13 protein-coding genes are annotated in these 16,990 nt (G+C 36.3%); 4 read left to right on the forward strand and 9 right to left on the reverse strand.

The annotated features are described in order from the left end of the window. Positions 1–4: 4 nt before the first annotated feature. Together clpP and clpX are read left to right on the forward strand one after the other, a co-directional pair. Positions 5–679 carry an ATP-dependent Clp endopeptidase proteolytic subunit ClpP gene (clpP, locus tag PSF86_RS08405; protein WP_277899634.1) on the forward strand — a complete coding sequence of 225 codons (675 nt, stop codon included), beginning with the start codon at positions 5–7 and terminating at the stop codon, positions 677–679. Between the two features lie 89 nt (positions 680–768). Next, on the forward strand, positions 769–1,998 hold the full coding sequence (gene clpX, locus PSF86_RS08410) for an ATP-dependent Clp protease ATP-binding subunit ClpX (RefSeq protein WP_277899635.1): 1,230 nt from the start codon (positions 769–771) through the stop codon (positions 1,996–1,998). A gap of 71 nt (positions 1,999–2,069) precedes the next feature. On the opposite strand, the gene PSF86_RS08415 is transcribed toward clpX, so the two are convergent. Continuing rightward, complete coding sequence (locus PSF86_RS08415) at positions 2,070–3,584, reverse strand: GH3 auxin-responsive promoter family protein (RefSeq protein WP_277899636.1); 1,515 nt, start codon at positions 3,582–3,584, stop codon at positions 2,070–2,072. Positions 3,585–3,624: 40 nt separating this feature from the next. Between PSF86_RS08415 and PSF86_RS08420 the strand changes: the two genes are divergently transcribed. Continuing rightward, positions 3,625–4,422, forward strand: a complete 798-nt coding sequence (locus PSF86_RS08420) for a DUF2797 domain-containing protein (protein WP_277900209.1) — start codon at positions 3,625–3,627, stop codon at positions 4,420–4,422. 37 nt (positions 4,423–4,459) lie between these two features. On the opposite strand, the gene rpsU is transcribed toward PSF86_RS08420, so the two are convergent. Next, entirely contained in the window at positions 4,460–4,654 is a 195-nt protein-coding gene (gene rpsU, locus PSF86_RS08425) for a 30S ribosomal protein S21 (RefSeq protein WP_277899637.1), read from the reverse strand. 63 nt (positions 4,655–4,717) lie between these two features. Then, positions 4,718–4,912 carry a cold-shock protein gene (locus PSF86_RS08430; RefSeq protein ID WP_277899638.1) on the reverse strand — a complete coding sequence of 65 codons (195 nt, stop codon included), beginning with the start codon at positions 4,910–4,912 and terminating at the stop codon, positions 4,718–4,720. Between the two features lie 369 nt (positions 4,913–5,281). Here PSF86_RS08430 and PSF86_RS08435 point away from each other — a divergent pair, with 369 nt between their 5' ends. Further along, positions 5,282–5,752: an ankyrin repeat domain-containing protein gene (locus PSF86_RS08435; RefSeq protein ID WP_277899639.1), complete on the forward strand. Its 471-nt coding sequence runs from the start codon at positions 5,282–5,284 to the stop codon at positions 5,750–5,752. On the opposite strand, the gene PSF86_RS17805 is transcribed toward PSF86_RS08435, so the two are convergent. From PSF86_RS17805 to PSF86_RS08465, 6 genes are all read right to left on the reverse strand, one after another. Next, positions 5,645–6,004 carry a helix-turn-helix domain-containing protein gene (locus PSF86_RS17805; protein ID WP_338424027.1) on the reverse strand — a complete coding sequence of 120 codons (360 nt, stop codon included), beginning with the start codon at positions 6,002–6,004 and terminating at the stop codon, positions 5,645–5,647. The two genes, PSF86_RS08435 and PSF86_RS17805, sit on opposite strands and share 108 nt — an antisense overlap. A 503-nt stretch (positions 6,005–6,507) precedes the next feature. Further along, positions 6,508–8,196 (reverse strand): SusD/RagB family nutrient-binding outer membrane lipoprotein, encoded by a 1,689-nt coding sequence (locus tag PSF86_RS08445; protein ID WP_277899640.1) that lies wholly within the window; start codon positions 8,194–8,196, stop codon positions 6,508–6,510. Positions 8,197–8,207: 11 nt separating this feature from the next. Beyond that, entirely contained in the window at positions 8,208–11,342 is a 3,135-nt protein-coding gene (locus tag PSF86_RS08450) for a SusC/RagA family TonB-linked outer membrane protein (protein WP_277899641.1), read from the reverse strand. Positions 11,343–11,789: 447 nt separating this feature from the next. Then, positions 11,790–12,899 carry a putative glycoside hydrolase gene (locus PSF86_RS08455; protein ID WP_277899642.1) on the reverse strand — a complete coding sequence of 370 codons (1,110 nt, stop codon included), beginning with the start codon at positions 12,897–12,899 and terminating at the stop codon, positions 11,790–11,792. A gap of 11 nt (positions 12,900–12,910) precedes the next feature. Beyond that, positions 12,911–13,990, reverse strand: a complete 1,080-nt coding sequence (locus PSF86_RS08460; RefSeq protein ID WP_277899643.1) for a carbohydrate-binding family 9-like protein — start codon at positions 13,988–13,990, stop codon at positions 12,911–12,913. A gap of 152 nt (positions 13,991–14,142) precedes the next feature. Then, positions 14,143–16,830, reverse strand: coding sequence for an AsmA family protein (locus PSF86_RS08465; RefSeq protein WP_277899644.1), 2,688 nt, complete (start codon positions 16,828–16,830; stop codon positions 14,143–14,145). Between the last annotated feature and the right edge of the window lie 160 nt (positions 16,831–16,990).

Consider the following 16,990-nt stretch of genomic DNA (forward strand, 5'->3'; position numbering starts at 1 on the left):
TTATATGAACTTCGAAAAAGAATTTAAGGCATTTGCCACTAAAGATAGAGGGGTCAACAGTATGTATTACGACAAGATAATAAGTACCATGACTCCCGTTGGACTTACCCCGAACATTATTGAAGAACGGCAGTTAAATGCTGTGGCCATGGATGTTTTTTCCAGATTGATGATGGACAGGATTATTTTCATGGGCACCGGGATTAACGACCAAGTTGCAAACATTATTCAGGCACAATTATTGTTCCTGGAAAGTGCTGATGCATCCAAAGACATCCAAATATACATTAACTCCCCTGGAGGGAGCGTATATGCAGGCCTGGGTATTTACGACACCATGCAATACATAAAACCCGATGTAGCAACCATATGTACAGGAATGGCCGCATCGATGGGCGCAGTTTTGCTTTGTGCCGGGGAAAAAGGAAAACGTTCTGCACTCCCGCACAGCCGTGTCATGATCCATCAACCATTGGGCGGTGCACAAGGACAGGCAAGCGATATTGAAATTACTGCCAGGGAAATTTTAAAATTGAAAGACGAGCTATACCAAATAATTGCCAAGCATTCAGGCCAGAGCATGGAAAAAGTAACCGAAGATAGCGACCGTGATTATTGGATGAAAGCAGAAGAAGCAAAGAACTACGGAATGATCGACGAAGTTCTTGTTAGAAACTAAAAAAACACCCAATAATCATAAAACCAACCATTTATAATTCTATTTTTAAATAGAAAGTGCATATATTGCATTTTTACAAATAAAAAGAAATGGCGAAAGAAGATTTAGAATGTTCATTCTGCGGAAGAAAAAAACCGGAAACCAACTTGCTCATTGCAGGATTGGATGCCCATATTTGCGACCGCTGTATCGAACAGGCACATGGAATTGTATTGGAAGAATCGCAACAATCTAAAAACAGCGAATTATCATCAGAATTGGTCTTAAAAAAACCGGCCGAGATCAAGGAGTATTTAGACCAGTTCATTATTGGCCAAAACGTTACTAAAAAAGTAATGTCTGTAGCAGTGTATAATCATTACAAAAGATTATTGCAGCCAGCCAGTAAAGACGATATAGAAATACAAAAAAGTAACATTATTATGGTCGGGCAAACCGGTACCGGTAAAACATTAATGGCCAAGACCATTGCAAAGATGCTCAATGTACCTTTGGCAATTGTAGATGCTACCGTACTTACCGAAGCCGGGTATGTAGGAGAAGATGTAGAAAGCATATTGACCCGCCTACTGCAAGCTGCCGATTACAATTTGGAAAAAGCAGAAAGGGGAATTGTTTTTATTGATGAAATTGACAAAATTGCCAGAAAAAGCGACAACCCATCCATAACACGGGACGTTTCTGGCGAAGGGGTCCAGCAGGCATTGCTAAAGCTATTGGAAGGAACTGTTGTAAACGTTCCGCCCAAAGGAGGCCGAAAGCACCCAGACCAAAAGTTTATCGAGGTCAATACCGAAAACATATTGTTTGTAGCCGGTGGGGCTTTTGATGGCATTGACAGGCATATTTCAAAAAGGCTTAACATGCAGGCCGTAGGATATAGTGTTGCAAAGAAAGACATGATTGACCGCGACAACCTTTTGCAATACATTATCCCTAAAGATTTAAAAGAATTTGGTTTAATCCCTGAAATTATTGGCCGTCTTCCCGTTTTAACACATATGGACCCGCTCGATGCAAAAACATTGCGCTCCATTTTAACGGAACCAAAAAACGCCATTATAAAACAGTATGCCAAATTGTTTGAAATGGACGATATTAAGTTTGAAATCAGCGATGAAGCTTTGGCTTACATAGTTGAAAAAGCCATTGAATATGAGCTTGGAGCACGCGGACTCCGCTCTCTATGCGAAACAGTCCTTACCGATGCTATGTTTGAACTGCCAAGTTCTAAAGAAAATGAGCTGATTGTAGACAAGGCATATGTCGAGGACAAGTTGACCAAAGTAACTATTAATAAACTGAAAGCAGTTTCTTAAACTAGAAGGTGCTATATAAATTTAAACCGTCCAAAATTTCTGGGCGGTTTTTTTATTTATATGTTTATAAACTATCCGTTCATGCCCAGCAACTCTTCTAAATAGTGCCTATTGCTGGAAAGTCTTGGTATTTTATGTTGGCCGCCCAACTTATCGTATTTTTTAAGCCAATCGTAAAACAGGTTTTTCCTGGCAATGTGGAGCGTAGGAAAATTTAGCGTAATGTTATTATATCGTTTGGCTTCATAATCAGAGTTTAACGATTTTAAGGCCTCATCCATGGCAATTGTAAATTTTTCCATGTCATCGGGCAACTTCCTAAATTCTATTAGCCATTCATGGGCACCTTTTTTCTTCCCTTTCATAAAAATAGGTCCGGCGGTGTAATCTACTATTTCCGCACCCGTTTCTTTGCAGGCCCGTTGTAGTGCTTCCTCGGCATTTTCAATAATAAGTTCTTCGCCAAATACATTTATATGGTGTTTTGTTCTTCCGGTAACCTTTATACGGTAGGGATCGGTAGAAGTAAACCGAACGGTATCGCCAATTAAATAGCGCCATAAACCAGCATTTGTGGTTATAAGCATGGCATAGTTTTTATTGGTTTCCACCTTCCAGATGGGAATTACTTTTTCCTGCGGGGTTCCGTAGAGTTCCATCGGGATAAACTCATAAAAAATTCCATAATCCAACATCAGTAACAATTCATCAGAATTATTTCGGTCCTGGATAGCAAAAAACCCTTCAGAAGCATTGTATATTTCATAATACCTAAAATTTTTCCGGGGCAACAAACGTTCATACTGTTCCCTATATGGATTAAAACTTACGCCTCCGTGGAAGTACACCTCTAAATTCTCCCAAATTTCAAACAAGTGGTTTTTTCCGGTTTTTTCCAAGACTTCGTTCAGCAATACCAACATCCAGGAAGGCACACCTGCCAAACTTGTAACATCTTCCTTAATGGTTTCCTCAACAATGGCGGCCAACTTACTTTCCCATTCGCTCATTAAGGAAACTTTGTTACTGGGCGTGCTGCTCATTTCTGCCCAAAAAGGCATGTTGTCTATAATAATGGCCGATAGATCGCCAAAAAAGGTATTATTGTCTTGATACAATTCCTTACTGCCCCCCAAACGTAAACTTTTACCCGAGAAAAGCTTGGATTCCTCATTGTTATTAAAATACAGTGAAAGCATGTCTTTTCCCGCTTTAAAATGACAATCTTCCAGCGATTCGTTGCTCACAGGAATAAATTTGCTCTTGGCGTTCGTGGTCCCGCTACTTTTTGCGAACCATTTTATGGGCGTTGGCCAAAAGATATTGTTTTCGCCCATGCGGGCACGCTCTATCATAGGCTCTATATCTTCATAACGTACAATGGGCACCCTATCAGAAAAAGTTTCATAAGCGCCTATTTCACCAAAAGCATAACGCTTGCCTATTTCTGTATCTTTTGCCGCCGTCATTAAATGGGTAAGTACTTCCGTTTGTACTTCCTGCGGATATTTTAAAAACAATTCCATTTGATGGAACCGCTTTTTCAAGAACCAAGAAGCAATAGAATTAAATAATGGAATTGGCATTTTTTTAAGTTATATTTGATAAAAATAGGAAAAAACTTTTATCATGTTCGAAGGTGTACTCACCAAAATGCAGACTGAATATACGGAACCCGTGAATTATTATTTGGTTTTTGAAAATAATTACATCAATTTCAATCAGTTAATAGATAAAAAGATTGCTATAAAGTTTATAAAATTCGAATGCCTATCATGTCACTTGGACAAGCCCATATACCGGCAGGGATTTTGCAAAAGCTGTTTTTTTGAAACACCAAAAGCAGCCGATTGGATTTTAAAACCAGAACTAAGCCAAGCGCATTTAGATATTGAGGACCGCGACCTGACCTATGAAAAAGAAGTGCAGCTCCAGCCCCATATTGTTTACCTTGCCAATTCGAGCAGCATAAAAGTTGGCGTGACCCGGAAAAGCCAGGTGCCCACACGCTGGATCGACCAAGGGGCACACGAGGCCATTGAAATTGTCGAAGTACCCAACAGGTACCTTGCAGGCATAACCGAAGTAGCTTTAAAAGACCATATTTCCGACAAGACCAATTGGCGTAAAATGCTTCAAAACGATATTATCGACGAAGACCTCCCCAAATACCGGGAAACCCTTAAACAGTATATCCCAGAAGAAGTCTTGCCTTATTTTATTGAAAACAATACCGAAACCCACATAACATTTCCGGTGGCAGCGTACCCCCTAAAACCTAAAAGCCTTAATCTAGGGAAAACACCCGAATACGAAGGAGTCCTTAAGGGTATTAAAGGGCAATACCTGATATTTGAAGACCAAACCGTTTTTAATATCCGTGCCAATGAAGGCCTTGTGGTAAACATACACGTTGCACCCTAAATAATGAAATGGGTACTACAAAAAAGGTCAGGGGGTTCTAATCCTCTAACTTTCTTTGGTACTCTTGCTTGTATATGGCTTTAGCAACCTCTTCTCTACGCTGTTGCGATTTCTTTATATAATGTTGATTGCTTCGCAACACTTTAAGTTGTTGTGTCTTTCTGTATTTCTGTTTGTATCTTTTTAAAGCCCTGTCAATATTTTCTCCTTCTTTTATCGGGATAATAAGCATGTATCTATTTTTTTAATTAATAAAAAAACCATCCCGCGAGAGATGGTTTTGTTTTTAAAGTACTTAATCTATTACTTCTACGTTTACGGCATTCATTCCTTTTTTACCTCTTTCGGTCTCAAACCTTACTTTGTCGTTCTCGTTAATGTTGTCGATTAAACCACTTTCATGTACAAAGATATCTTCGTTACTGTCTGATGTTGTGATAAATCCAAAACCTTTTGTTCTGTTGAAGAACTTTACTGTCCCTTCTTTCATTGTATAATAATTTAAATTTGTTATAATCGATACAGAATAAAGCAAACAATAAAGCCTACGCTAAGTTTGCTATTTGTATCTATGGCATAAAGTCAAAAAAAAGTGGGATAATAAAATCTCGGAAGGATAAAAAATACCAAATTTTGTATGTGCTTCATTGCTAATGGTGCAAAGTAACGCCTTTATTTTTGATTAATATATTTATTTGACCTTTAATTACGACAATAGTCGCTTATTTATAATGAACTCATTTAGCCTTCCATTTATATTGGCATTAAAAAATCTAAAAGACAATAACCATAAAATTGTATTTTTGATAAAACCGTTGTATAAAAAATGTACCCCGGCTTAATTAATTAAAATTATTGCATGAAAACAGAAGCTCTATTTAACGCTATACGCAATGGCGAAAAGAATGTTATCGAAACATTATTGAAAGCAGACCCAAATTTATTAAATACTAAAGATCAAAGGGGATCCACTCCGCTTCTTTTAGCAACCTATTATGGCGATATTGATGTTACCAAAGTCATTTTGGCTCATAACCCAGATGTTAATGCAAAGGACACCTCGGGAAATACGGCCCTTATGGGAGTTTGTTTTAAGGGTTTTACTGACATTGCAGCACTACTGATCAATAATGGCGCCAATGTAAACCTTGTTAATGGCAATAATGCAACGGCATTGATATATGCTGCAACATTTGGGAGAAGCAAAATTGTAAAAATCCTTTTAGAAAACGGCGCAGATCGTTCTATGAAAGATTCCCGCGGGCATACCGCATACGACCATGCCAAGATGCAAGGTACGCATGAAATTATTGCTTTGTTGGAAGCTTAGCTCGGGGTACAATTCTTCGGCAATAAGCCCTTCCTTGGAAAAACTGAAAACCACTCTTATTATCGACTCTGTTGCAGTTCCAATAATACTGGCAAGCTCTTCCCTGGACAATTTTATCCTATCTTCACTTACAATACTACGCTGCCCCAATAAATCACCTTTCTTTATAAACTTTACTGTTTGGCTTTTTCCGTTTGATGATAATTTTGTGAGTTTACAAATTCCGGATTTAATACAAAAAACGCCTTGAATAAAATCACCTTCCTAACAGCGATTCGCCTTTTTTTTATATGTTGGGAAGTTTTACAATCTGAAATATTTAATAGTTCTTCCTCGTTCAGGCTCCTTAATGAACTAAATTTTCTAACTATACATTGCTGGCATTTGTCCATTTCTTATAAGAAGCTACAAAATATTGAATATTTTTCAGGCAGTAAATATGATGTATTTTCTTCAATTTTTGCAAATATTTACAATATGTCGTCATGGGCTTCTACAAACAAATTAACCACCGATACATATCGGCAAACGGAACTGTAAATCTAAAATACCCAATAGTGAGGTAATCATTATTATAATATTTTTTTACCCAAATTGATAACTTTTAAAGAATTTAGCAACCCCCTTCTTATCTCGAACGTACGTTAAATTTGTATGCGTTGGGAATATAAGAAATGATAAATTTAAGTAAACAGAAAAAGGACACTAAAAAGTGTCCTTTTGATAAATAAATTAACAAACTAACAATTATTGTTTTATTTGGCCCACCAAAGTTTTGTTCCTTGAACATCGGGCCCTTGTACACTTATTGCCTGACTTAAATTGGGGTTGGACTGAGCTCCGGTTCCATATCTCATACGTTGCGGATACGCTCCATTTAATGTTCCTAAGGCATAAATAACCTGATCTGAAACCCCTGCTGCCAATTCTGATGGATATCCAGTTTTTCTTACTACTGCCCATGCTTCAAAACCGTCAGTATAACTAGCTAACCAACGTTGTAATGCTATTTTTTCCAGTTTTTCATCTGTTGTCCCGGCAGAAATATCAGCTAATGCACTGGATGCTATGTATGCATCTGCATCACCTTCAGCAATATCCCACAGTTTCATTGCTTCTTTAATACCCAGAGTCAATAATGTTTGTGGATCTCCTGACCCAATACCCCTTACAGCGGCTTCTGCCTGTAAAAAATATGATTCTGCACTACTTATGATAATTTCCGGATATCCGGTAGCTTCTTTTCCTCTTGGTTGAATAATGGCATCAGAAGGAGTGCTGAATAAATCGTAACGCACATAAGGCATAATTTCAGCATTAAGTCTCACTGGCTGACCAATATATTGTCCGCCACCAACTTCTATAAAAATTGTATCAGCATCTGATGTTCTAGTATAAGTTGCTCCGGCATCAATTAGAGCAGATTCGATAAAGTCGACACGTTTGGCATAATCAGGATCTGTATAAGTTCCATTTTCTTTTGTATTAACAAAAGAGAAAGTCCCTCCCTTTGCGGGCTTTGCATAAATTGCCAACCTAGGATCATTATTTTCTTGAAGCATATCTATTAATGGTTGACTTACAGTCCAGTCTGAACCAGCTCCAAAGTCGTTCCAAACATCTCCATAGGACGAAGAAGTCCATTCGCTAATTACAAAATCTTTTCTCATAGTAACGCTACCGGTAGATTCATCCAAAAGAGGCTGAGACATTGCTTCCGTAATAGTACTTGCAGCAAAGTTTTCTCCAGGAGCTCCTAAAGCTCTCATTCCAATACGTAATTTTAGAGTATTTGCCAGTTTTTTCCACAATTGTAAATCGCCACCACAATACACATCATTTTCAGCAACATCATCAACACCTATACCAGTTCTTTCTACATCTCCAATAATACTCATTGCATTATCCAGGTCTCCAATAATACCTTGGTAAATATCCATTTGCGTATCGTACTTGGGAGTTAAAACCCCATCTACACCTGCTTCACTATAAGGAACCATTCCGAAAGTATCTGTGTACATCTGAAAATAAAGCCCTTTCATAATTAAAGATATTGCAAACATATATTCGTTTTCAAACTCACCTCCCTCTTTCGTCAAATCATAAAAAGATTTGATATTTCCAAAATAACCAGCCAACCAATCATAGGCTGCATCAGTATAGCCCGGATCATATGTATAAGATAGGCCATCAGACCACCAGCTTTGATCCATCCCAAAAGTAAAGTGACCTGCGAAACGATCTACATGAATAAGGTGTGCTCTCCAATACTCAAATCTTCCCGGTGCATATAACCCAACTTGGGAACTTGTTAGGAAGTATTTTGCACTCACCTCATCAGAGTTAAAGCCCTGATTGTCGGTATTTATTTCATCAAAGTCTTTTGTACATGCAACCCCTGCTAAGAGACACAAAAGACCGGTTATATATTTTAATTTTTTCATTAGGTACATTTTTAGAATTTAACATTCAAACTAAGTCCAATACTTCTAGTAGTTGGAAGCGCATAAAATAACACCCCTTGCCCCAGATTAGAAGTAGAATAGCTCGATTCAGGATCAAAGTTATCTGCTTCTTTATATATAAAGAATAAATTTCTTCCAACCGCACTTACAGATACTGCTGTTAAAAAAGTATGATCTAAGAATTTGGCAGGCATATTGTACGTTAAGCTTAATTCTCTTAAGCGAACATTTGTTTGGGAAAAAACATATTCTGAACCAATGCTACTCACAGCTCCCCAATATTCCTGAGCAGAGATGTTTTCTGTGTTTGGCATGTATCCTCCATTGCCATCTTCTATAACACCGTCTACTACTACGCCTCCTTCTCTGTATTGTAGTGATTTTTTTGATACACCGCTAGCATCCAAACCTGCATCTGTAGCAGAATATACCTCGCCCCCAACTCTAAAATCAATTAAGGTATTTAAAGTGAAGTCTTTGTATCTAAACGTATTTGTAAAACCTCCTGTAAAATCCGGTTGATAGTTCCCTACTTTTACTCTTTCAGAAGTTGCTTGCGGTCGACCTTCAGCTGTTAATAGTAATTGACCATCGTCGGTACGTAGCCAGTCAGTTGCATATATATCACCATAACCTCCTCCAACTTCAGCTCTCACGTCTACAATTCCGTTATTACTTGAGCTAAATGTAAAATTATCCTGTCCGTCTATTAAACTTTCAAGTGAATTTTTATTTTTAGCCATATTAACAGACACATCCCACGAGAATGTTTCATTGCTTACGGGTGTACCACCAATTAAAAACTCAAAACCTTTATTGGTAATTTCACCTACATTCTCTCTAAAATAATCGTATCCAGTTCCTGGATCTACTGGAACATCAAAAATTAAGTTTTTACTACTAATATTATAGTAAGCAAAATCTGCATACAATCTATTCCTGAATGCTTTAAACTCAAAACCTATCTCGTTTGAAGTTACATCTTCCGGTTTAAGGCTTTCACTGAAATGAATATTTTGACGTGTTATTTGTGTGTTTCCCAAATAACCATTAGCGGCTACTTTAAAAACATTTACAATCTGTTGGGCATCTGTATCGTTACCAACACTGGCAGTACTTGCTTTTAGCTTTAATAAATCGATATTAGATCCCTGTAAGTTGAACATTTCATTTAGAAGAACACTCACACTAGCCGAGCTGTAAAAATACGATCTGTTTTCAGCTGGGAGTGTAGAAGACCAATCGTTCCTGGCGGTAAGGTCTAAATAAACCATATCGTTGTATGAAAACGATGCAGACCCATACAATGAATTTACTCTTTTCTCAATATTATCAGATTGTGTTGCAGTAAGTTGAGAACCATCAGTATTATCTAAGAAATATCTTCCAGGTATTTTAAAATCATATCCATTGGTTCCAGAGTTTATATAAGTTGAGTGCCTCATATTTCCTCCTGCATTGGCTGAAAGATTAAAGCTATTACCTATATCTTTATTAAACATTAACAAGAAATCGTAATTGGTTTCTGTTCTGTCATTTTTAGTGAATCTAATTTGCCCATCAGGATAAAAGTGGTGCCCTGTAGCTTCATAAGCCTCGGTATCTTGCTTAATAGCATCTGTACCAACTCTTGCAAAAACGGAAAGCCAATCTGTAAATTGGTAATTTAACTTGGCAAATCCGGTAACTCTCGTTCTTTTATCTCCATTATAATCGTTATATAACATCCAGTATGGATTTCCCCCTGATGATGTTGGAGCAATTACACGATATGGATCGTTAGGGTCTATCGGGTTGTTTATATCCTGATAATTTTTAAGGTCGTTAATTGCCACATTTCTCGCTAAAGGCCATAAATAAGCCACAACTCCTTCAGTACCTTGTGTTGGCCTATTTTGTGCATTTTGAATAAAATATGTGATTTTAGCATCTAAGGATAATTTATCTGATAGATTTGCCGTACCTCTTAAATTAAAATTGTTGCGTTTTACTTTTGAATTTGGCAGAATGGATTCCAAATCAGAGTTAGTATAAGAGAAAAACACTGAAGCTTTTTCAGAACCTGCATTCAAAGCTATTGTATTTACAAAACTAGAACCTGTTTCAAAAAAATCTTTAACATTATTAGGTTGTGCCACATAAGGTCTCATTTCTCCGTTATAGGCTAATCTTTCCGATCCATCAAATCTAGGTCCCCATGAGCTATTTCCTCTAACCGTATTTACTTGAGTTGCCAAATCTGCACTTGTATCTATTTGTGGAAAGTTCCCATTGTTTCCTCTTCCATATTCATTTTGATATTCCGGTAAAACCAATGGGTTTTCAAAAGTGGCACTGGTGGTATAAGAAATCCCCAGTCCTTTAGTTTTTCTTCCACTTTTAGTGGTAATAATAATTACCCCGTTACTTGCTCTAGAACCATAAAGAGCCGCTGCGTTAGGGCCTTTCAGTATAGACATGCTTTCGATATCGTCCGGATTAATATCAGAAATACCATTCCCTAGATCTGGAACAGAATATTCACTGCCATTTGACGTTGACAAAGCACTGTTATCTATTGGCACACCATCTACAACATATAATGGCTGGTTGTTTCCTGTAATCGAGTTATTACCACGAATAACCACCCTGGTTCCACCTCCTACACCAGAAGTAGACTTGCTAACCACAACTCCGGCAACTTTACCTGCCAACGAACTTGCTACGTTAGATTCTTTCACTAAGGAAACACTTCCTCCATCTAATTCGGTAACCGAATATCCTAGAGATTTCCTCTCTCTTGTTAAGCCTAATGAAGTTACTACCACTTCATCTAGCTGTTGTGCATCAATACTTAATGAAACATTTAATGTAGTTTTACCTGAAATATTAAATTCTGTAGTTGTGTAACCAATCATGGAGATGATTAATGCTCCATCATTGGGCACATTATCTAATGAGAAATTCCCATCAAAATCAGTTGAGGTCCCCACATTAGTGCCCTTTACAACAACGGTGGCACCTGGCAAAGGCATGCCATCACTAACATCTGTAATGGTACCCGTTATAGTTTTGTTTTGAGCCAGTAACAGTTGACTTACCAGCAAAAACGCAAACACCAAAAAAGGTAATAGTTTTTTACGCATGAATTAAGGTTTTAAATTAGTTTATTTTAGATTGAAAACAATTGTAAACACTTTGCAGTATTAACAAAAAGTTTAATAAATGTTAAAAAACTCTTAATCATTTAGAAACTATTTCGACAAACGGCATTATTTTATTAACCAACAACATATAATTACATATAAAATGCTTTGTCACCATTATTCTCCACTTCCATACAATTAATTATAAGTTACTGATAATCAGTATTTAAAGTAAAAAATGTGTTTTTTTAGCAAAAGAAACAAATTGATTAATTAACATTAATGCTGTTACTTTATCAAAAAAATCCTAAAATCAGTAATTATTTTATATTTTATAACTGTTATGATATAACTTTAGCAGTTTATTAAAAGTGAAGTATCGTATTATTATGAATAGAAAAGAGCTCCAAAAAATATTTTAGAGCTCTAAAGCAAGTTAAGTTATTCTTATTTTGATTCTTTTATTACCTGAAGATGTTCATCAGTTAATGCATTTCCGTCAAAGAAAGAAATTCCTTTAGCACCATTTGTTTTGGCCAAATTAATTGCTTGCCTTAAATCTTCGCCTGACATTGGTGGCACAAATACCCCAGTATGCAATTCGGTATTTTTCCCTTCTAAATCTGCAACTCCTTGTTTAGTGGCAAAGCCAATCCAATCGATCCCTTCATTATAAAAATTGTTATAAATCATGGGAAGAACCATATCGATATTCCACTTATCCCAGCGTTGACGCACCATATGATCTGCCATTTCAGGATAAGGAAATACAGCTGCGCTTAATCTTTTTCCATGTTTATGAGCTATTTCATAAGCTTCGTCTACAACTGCTTTGATTTTGTTTAAACGAAACTGCTTCCATTCCATATCAATTGCAGGATTATCAAAATCTCGAGGATTTTTATGATAAGTCCTCTCAAATTCAGCAACACAAACATCGCAATAACAAAAATCAAACTCCGGTAGCTCAACTTCTTGTTTTAAGTTATATTTTGGCAACAAACCGATAGGCAAAAATATATCTGAAAATCTAATGTAATCCAGATGCACTGTTTCTACACCTTCTACTTTGGAGAGTCCTTCAACAAGACTTAACACATGTTCTCTGGATGCTTTACGGGTTGGACATAGCCATTGGTAATAATCTACATAAGGTCGTGTATCGAAGCAAGATTTCCCTTCTTTATTAACCGTATACCAATCAGGATGTTTTAGCGCCACAGTATCTCCTGGGCGATTCATAGCCATTATCCACGCATGCACTTCCAATCCCTCCTTTTTGGCAATTGGAGTTAAACGCTCTAATAATTTAGGATCTGTATTTGTATTGATCAGAACGGCATCTATTCCATTTACTTTGTATTTAGCAAACTCTTTTTGATATGAGGTGTCTTCACGTTCTTGATTTGCTGTAATCCATGTCCAATATTTAAAGTCCTGTCCTTTTGTTTTATCAATTTTATTTTCGGCAGTATCTTCAGCATCGCTTTTTTGTTTTTCTACACATGAAAAAAAGCAAATTGTCACAAGAATTAAGAATAGTTTAAAAAGTTTCATTGACTTATAGTTTAGTTTTTATTAGTGATAAAATCCCCATCTTCTTTGATGATTAACAAACTTCCTGTAGACGGACTCGTAACAGATAGATTCCAACCTTGAGAATGAATTTCTAAAGATGGTTTTATAGGTTTTCCATTAATCGAAATTATATTAGGTACTAATTGATCAATTGATGTTATCCATGAATGATGTTTTTGTTTGTATTGCTTTTGTTTTCTATACCAAGCATACATTTGCCATTTAATATATTCATCATCAGGGATTGTAAATGATTGACTGGTTACAATAGCTTTAGATGAAAAATACACATACCCCCATCTTTCAGGTTCGTGCATATTAATAACTCCTTGTGGCGACCAAACCCAATTATATTCAGGAAGATAATTTCCCTTGTTGTCTTTTTTACGTTGATATTTTCCATCAACAACATCAAAATCCCAATTAACTCTCGAAAAATTAATTCTCCAAAATTGATTTTCGGGAGCTCCCTTTTTTGTTGCTTCTTCTATAGCACTCCAGGGCATTGCAATTTCAATAGTCCAGCCTATATCATCATCATTTGAATTGTTTAAGCTTCCTTGAATTTGTACTGCTGTCTTTATACCTTTAATATCCCAATTATCAAGTACTTTACCACCTTCACGATATGGTTTGGTTAAAAAAAGGTCCCAAATGGTATTCAAAGCATTTATTTCAAATTCCATATAATCATGAGTATCACCATCAGGATCAATAAATATTTCAAAATCATTATTGTAGAAAATTACCGTATCACGCTGCTTTAAAGTTGCCCAAACATGAGGTTCTTCCAGCTTGGCATAAAAATATAAGTAATCTTCATTCCATAAAATTTTTATCTTGGTTTCATATTTAGGTATTGTAATTCCTTCAATGTCAATAAAAGGCCCCGTCCAAGGAGCTGTTATCCAAGAATTTTCATTTGCATATCCATCAATTTTAATAGCTTCTGATGTTTTGGGTGCTATATATGCTTTTGGTATTTCAGGAATGTTACTTTGCTGACAAATGAGGAGATTACTTACAAAAAGTAATACAATTAATATTGATTTTTTATAACAAGAGCTCATATTAAGATTGATTAAAAAAAGGTATAAAAAAATTTTACATCCTTTTATACCTTTTTAAATATTCGCAATTTACTTTTCTAATAAAATAAATTTAGACCATCTACCAAAGTAAATAGCTAAACACCCATTATTAGCACATTTTATGCAGTTTGCTATTTTTGATTGGTAGTATCTTTCTTTTTATTTCCAAACAATCCTTTTATTAAATCGTTTGCTGCATTTTTTACTTGCTCCTGTTTCCTGGCTTTTGCAGAATCTGCGGTTTTACTTCCTGTGGCCGCTGTACTGTCCTTTGCTGTTCCCCCGCCTATAAGTCCGCTTATGGCATCTTTTATTTTATCGCTTCCCTGGTTTATCAGTTTATCTTTCTGCATGGCAATTAACTTTTGGGTAAGTGCAGAAGCCGTTTTATCTACATCTGTAGAAATTGAGGGGCTACTGTATGTTCCGCCAATATTGGCCTTTACGGGAACCGTAATGTTTTTGGCATCGGGATCGTTAAGCTTGGCCAATAAATTATTTACATCTTTTCCAAAATATTTGGCCGGTACGTTAAAAGTAGCATTGTAATCAATCGATTTGTCAAAACCGTGGCTACCGGCAACTTCTATGTCTATATCTTTATATTTTATATGAAATGGTTTTACGTTTACCTTTCCATTGTCGAAAGTCAAACTTGTTTTTACATCCTTGGTTTCCCCTTCTTTAAAGTTTAAAAAGTCTAAATTATTGCTAAGCGCACTTAACATTTTTCCTTTTTCTGGGTCAAAACCGCTCACGAGCGCTTCTGCAAGGGCATTTCCGGAAACCGACATTAAATTGGGCGTAAAGTCGCTGTTTAAGTTTCCCTTTAACGATAAATTGGAGTTAAGTTTCCCCTTCAATGCTTGAGCTATGGGCGTAATGGCCTGTAGCATGTCCATGCCCTGAAAGGATTGTGAGATATCAAAACTTTTAATGCCAAGGTCCATGTTAAAAGTTGGTGTTTCTGTTTTTGTGGATACCGACCCGTTTACGGCTACATTTCCACCGAACAAACTTGAGGTCAAGTCTTTTAACATTACGGTTTCATCGCGGACGATAAGCGTGCCGGACACATTCTTTAACTGTAAGTTATCGTAAATAACAGTGCTTGCCTTTGCAGCTATGGTAGCATCTAAAAAAGAAGGGATTTTAAGTTCCTCTTCCTTTGCTCCTGCTGTGGAAGCGGGCTTCTCTTTATTTTCTTCTTTATCTTTTGGCGCCGCTTCGGTTTCCTCCATCATAAAATCGTTCACCGCAAAAGTATTGGAATTCAATGTGAAATTTCCCTTTAAAGTCTCTTTGTTAAACATATAACCCAACAGGTTTTGTATGGAACCTTTGGCCGATAAGTCGGTTTGCCCGGTCTTGGCTTCAAAAGCGTTCAAGGAGACATTGGAAGTGTTAAAAGTAACCTCGGCATTGGCAATCTGTACCGGGTTTTTCATTTCTTCAGATGAATATTCAAATCCTTTTAAAGCCAATGTACCGCTGTTTTTTGTATTTTGATATTGTTCTTTTTCTATTGAATTCATATCAAAAGCGGTAGAAAGATTGGCATCTAAAATTCCCTTAAGCGGCGTATCCAGTGAAAAAGGATATGCATTGGATAAATTTGCCAAATTGATACGCCCTTTTAAATTGGCATTTACCAATGGATTATCGGTAATATTTTTAATATGTGCCTGAGCGCTAAAAACATCCTGTGCAATTTTAAACGTAAGTTTATTAATATCTACATAGGTATTTTCCATGAGGCCCGTTTCGTTGGCAATTTTAGTATCTATGGTAATATTGTTTACGGCCTGCGGTAAATCTGGATATTTAAAAGACGCATTGTTTGACTGTATGACAACATCAAATTTTGGGATATGCGCATCGTCTATGGTTCCGTTTACTTTTCCTGCCACCATAAAATCTCCCGTGGTTTGTACATTTTGTATGTTTTTTGAGTATTCTTCTGGAATAACGGCCAGGAAATTTTTAAAATCCGACGAAGGCGTTTTAAAGGTAATATCAACTTCTTGATTGTTTTCGTTCACCTTTACAAAACCGTCAAAAACCAGTTCCAATTGATTTATAATTGCCTTGTTTTCAAGAAATGTATATTTGTTTTCGGCCAAATCTATGCCCAATAAGGCATCGAGCTGGATTGGGTTTTTACTGAAATAGTTAACGCTATCCATTTCAAAGGAAAGCAAGCCACTGGTTTCGGTATCCAATTCAGATTTTGTTGCCGAAAGATCTCCCTTTCCAAAGTGGTTAAAATCGGTCAGTTCAAAATACATTTTTCCCTGCTCATCGTAATACTTTATTTTTGAGTTTGTTATCTCGTATTTTTGCATGTTCAAAGAAACATTACTACTACTTTTAGCATCGGTCTTTTCAGGAGTTTCGGCAGGTGCTTCATTGGTTGTTTCTTTTGCAATATCGTAGTTTGCCTTGCCATTTTCATCCACATAAATATTAACCACGGCTCCGTCTATACTAAAGGAATTAACCGAATAAGGTTCTCCTTCTTTATTGAATATTTGCATAAACGGCAAACTAATGTTGGCGTTTTTTGCATATACCAATGTATCACCTTCAAATGGGACTTTATTGATAATGCTTAGGTTTTCTACAATTACCGAAGCATTGGGAAAGCTGGTAATCAAGCTAACGTCGGCATCGGTAAAATCGAAATCGGCATTTATGTTTTTGTTCACAGTACTTTTCACAATTTTTATAATCTTGCCTTCAAATAAAAATGGTGCCGCTACAAGGAACACAATTAGTATTCCCAGAACAATCCCGACAATTTTCAATATTTTTTTCATCTGTTTAAAATTTATGCGTTTTCATGGCGAGGCCTAAACTTATTATAAATCAATATTTTATTAAATAAAAGCGTCTTTATCGTTTCATACCATTATATTAGTAAAATTGTAGTAAAATCTATACAAATAACAGCATTTTAATAAAAGTTTAATGTTTGTA

This window comes from Galbibacter pacificus, from assembly GCF_029603165.1.
GTDB lineage: Bacteria > Bacteroidota > Bacteroidia > Flavobacteriales > Flavobacteriaceae > Galbibacter > Galbibacter pacificus.

Excerpts from the sequence above, each read along its gene's own strand:
- PSF86_RS08455 (WP_277899642.1), bottom strand. The coding sequence starts at position 12,899 with ATGAAACTTTTTAAACTATTCTTAATTCTTGTGACAATTTGCTTTTTT.
- rpsU (WP_277899637.1), bottom strand. The coding sequence starts at position 4,654 with ATGCTTATTATCCCGATAAAAGAAGGAGAAAATATTGACAGGGCTTTA.
- PSF86_RS08465 (WP_277899644.1), bottom strand. The coding sequence starts at position 16,830 with ATGAAAAAAATATTGAAAATTGTCGGGATTGTTCTGGGAATACTAATT.
- clpP (WP_277899634.1), top strand. The coding sequence starts at position 5 with ATGAACTTCGAAAAAGAATTTAAGGCATTTGCCACTAAAGATAGAGGG.
- PSF86_RS08450 (WP_277899641.1), bottom strand. The coding sequence starts at position 11,342 with ATGCGTAAAAAACTATTACCTTTTTTGGTGTTTGCGTTTTTGCTGGTA.
- clpX (WP_277899635.1), top strand. The coding sequence starts at position 769 with ATGGCGAAAGAAGATTTAGAATGTTCATTCTGCGGAAGAAAAAAACCG.
- PSF86_RS08460 (WP_277899643.1), bottom strand. The coding sequence starts at position 13,990 with ATGAGCTCTTGTTATAAAAAATCAATATTAATTGTATTACTTTTTGTA.
- PSF86_RS08445 (WP_277899640.1), bottom strand. The coding sequence starts at position 8,196 with ATGAAAAAATTAAAATATATAACCGGTCTTTTGTGTCTCTTAGCAGGG.
- PSF86_RS08435 (WP_277899639.1), top strand. The coding sequence starts at position 5,282 with ATGAAAACAGAAGCTCTATTTAACGCTATACGCAATGGCGAAAAGAAT.
- PSF86_RS08415 (WP_277899636.1), bottom strand. The coding sequence starts at position 3,584 with ATGCCAATTCCATTATTTAATTCTATTGCTTCTTGGTTCTTGAAAAAG.
- PSF86_RS08430 (WP_277899638.1), bottom strand. The coding sequence starts at position 4,912 with ATGAAAGAAGGGACAGTAAAGTTCTTCAACAGAACAAAAGGTTTTGGA.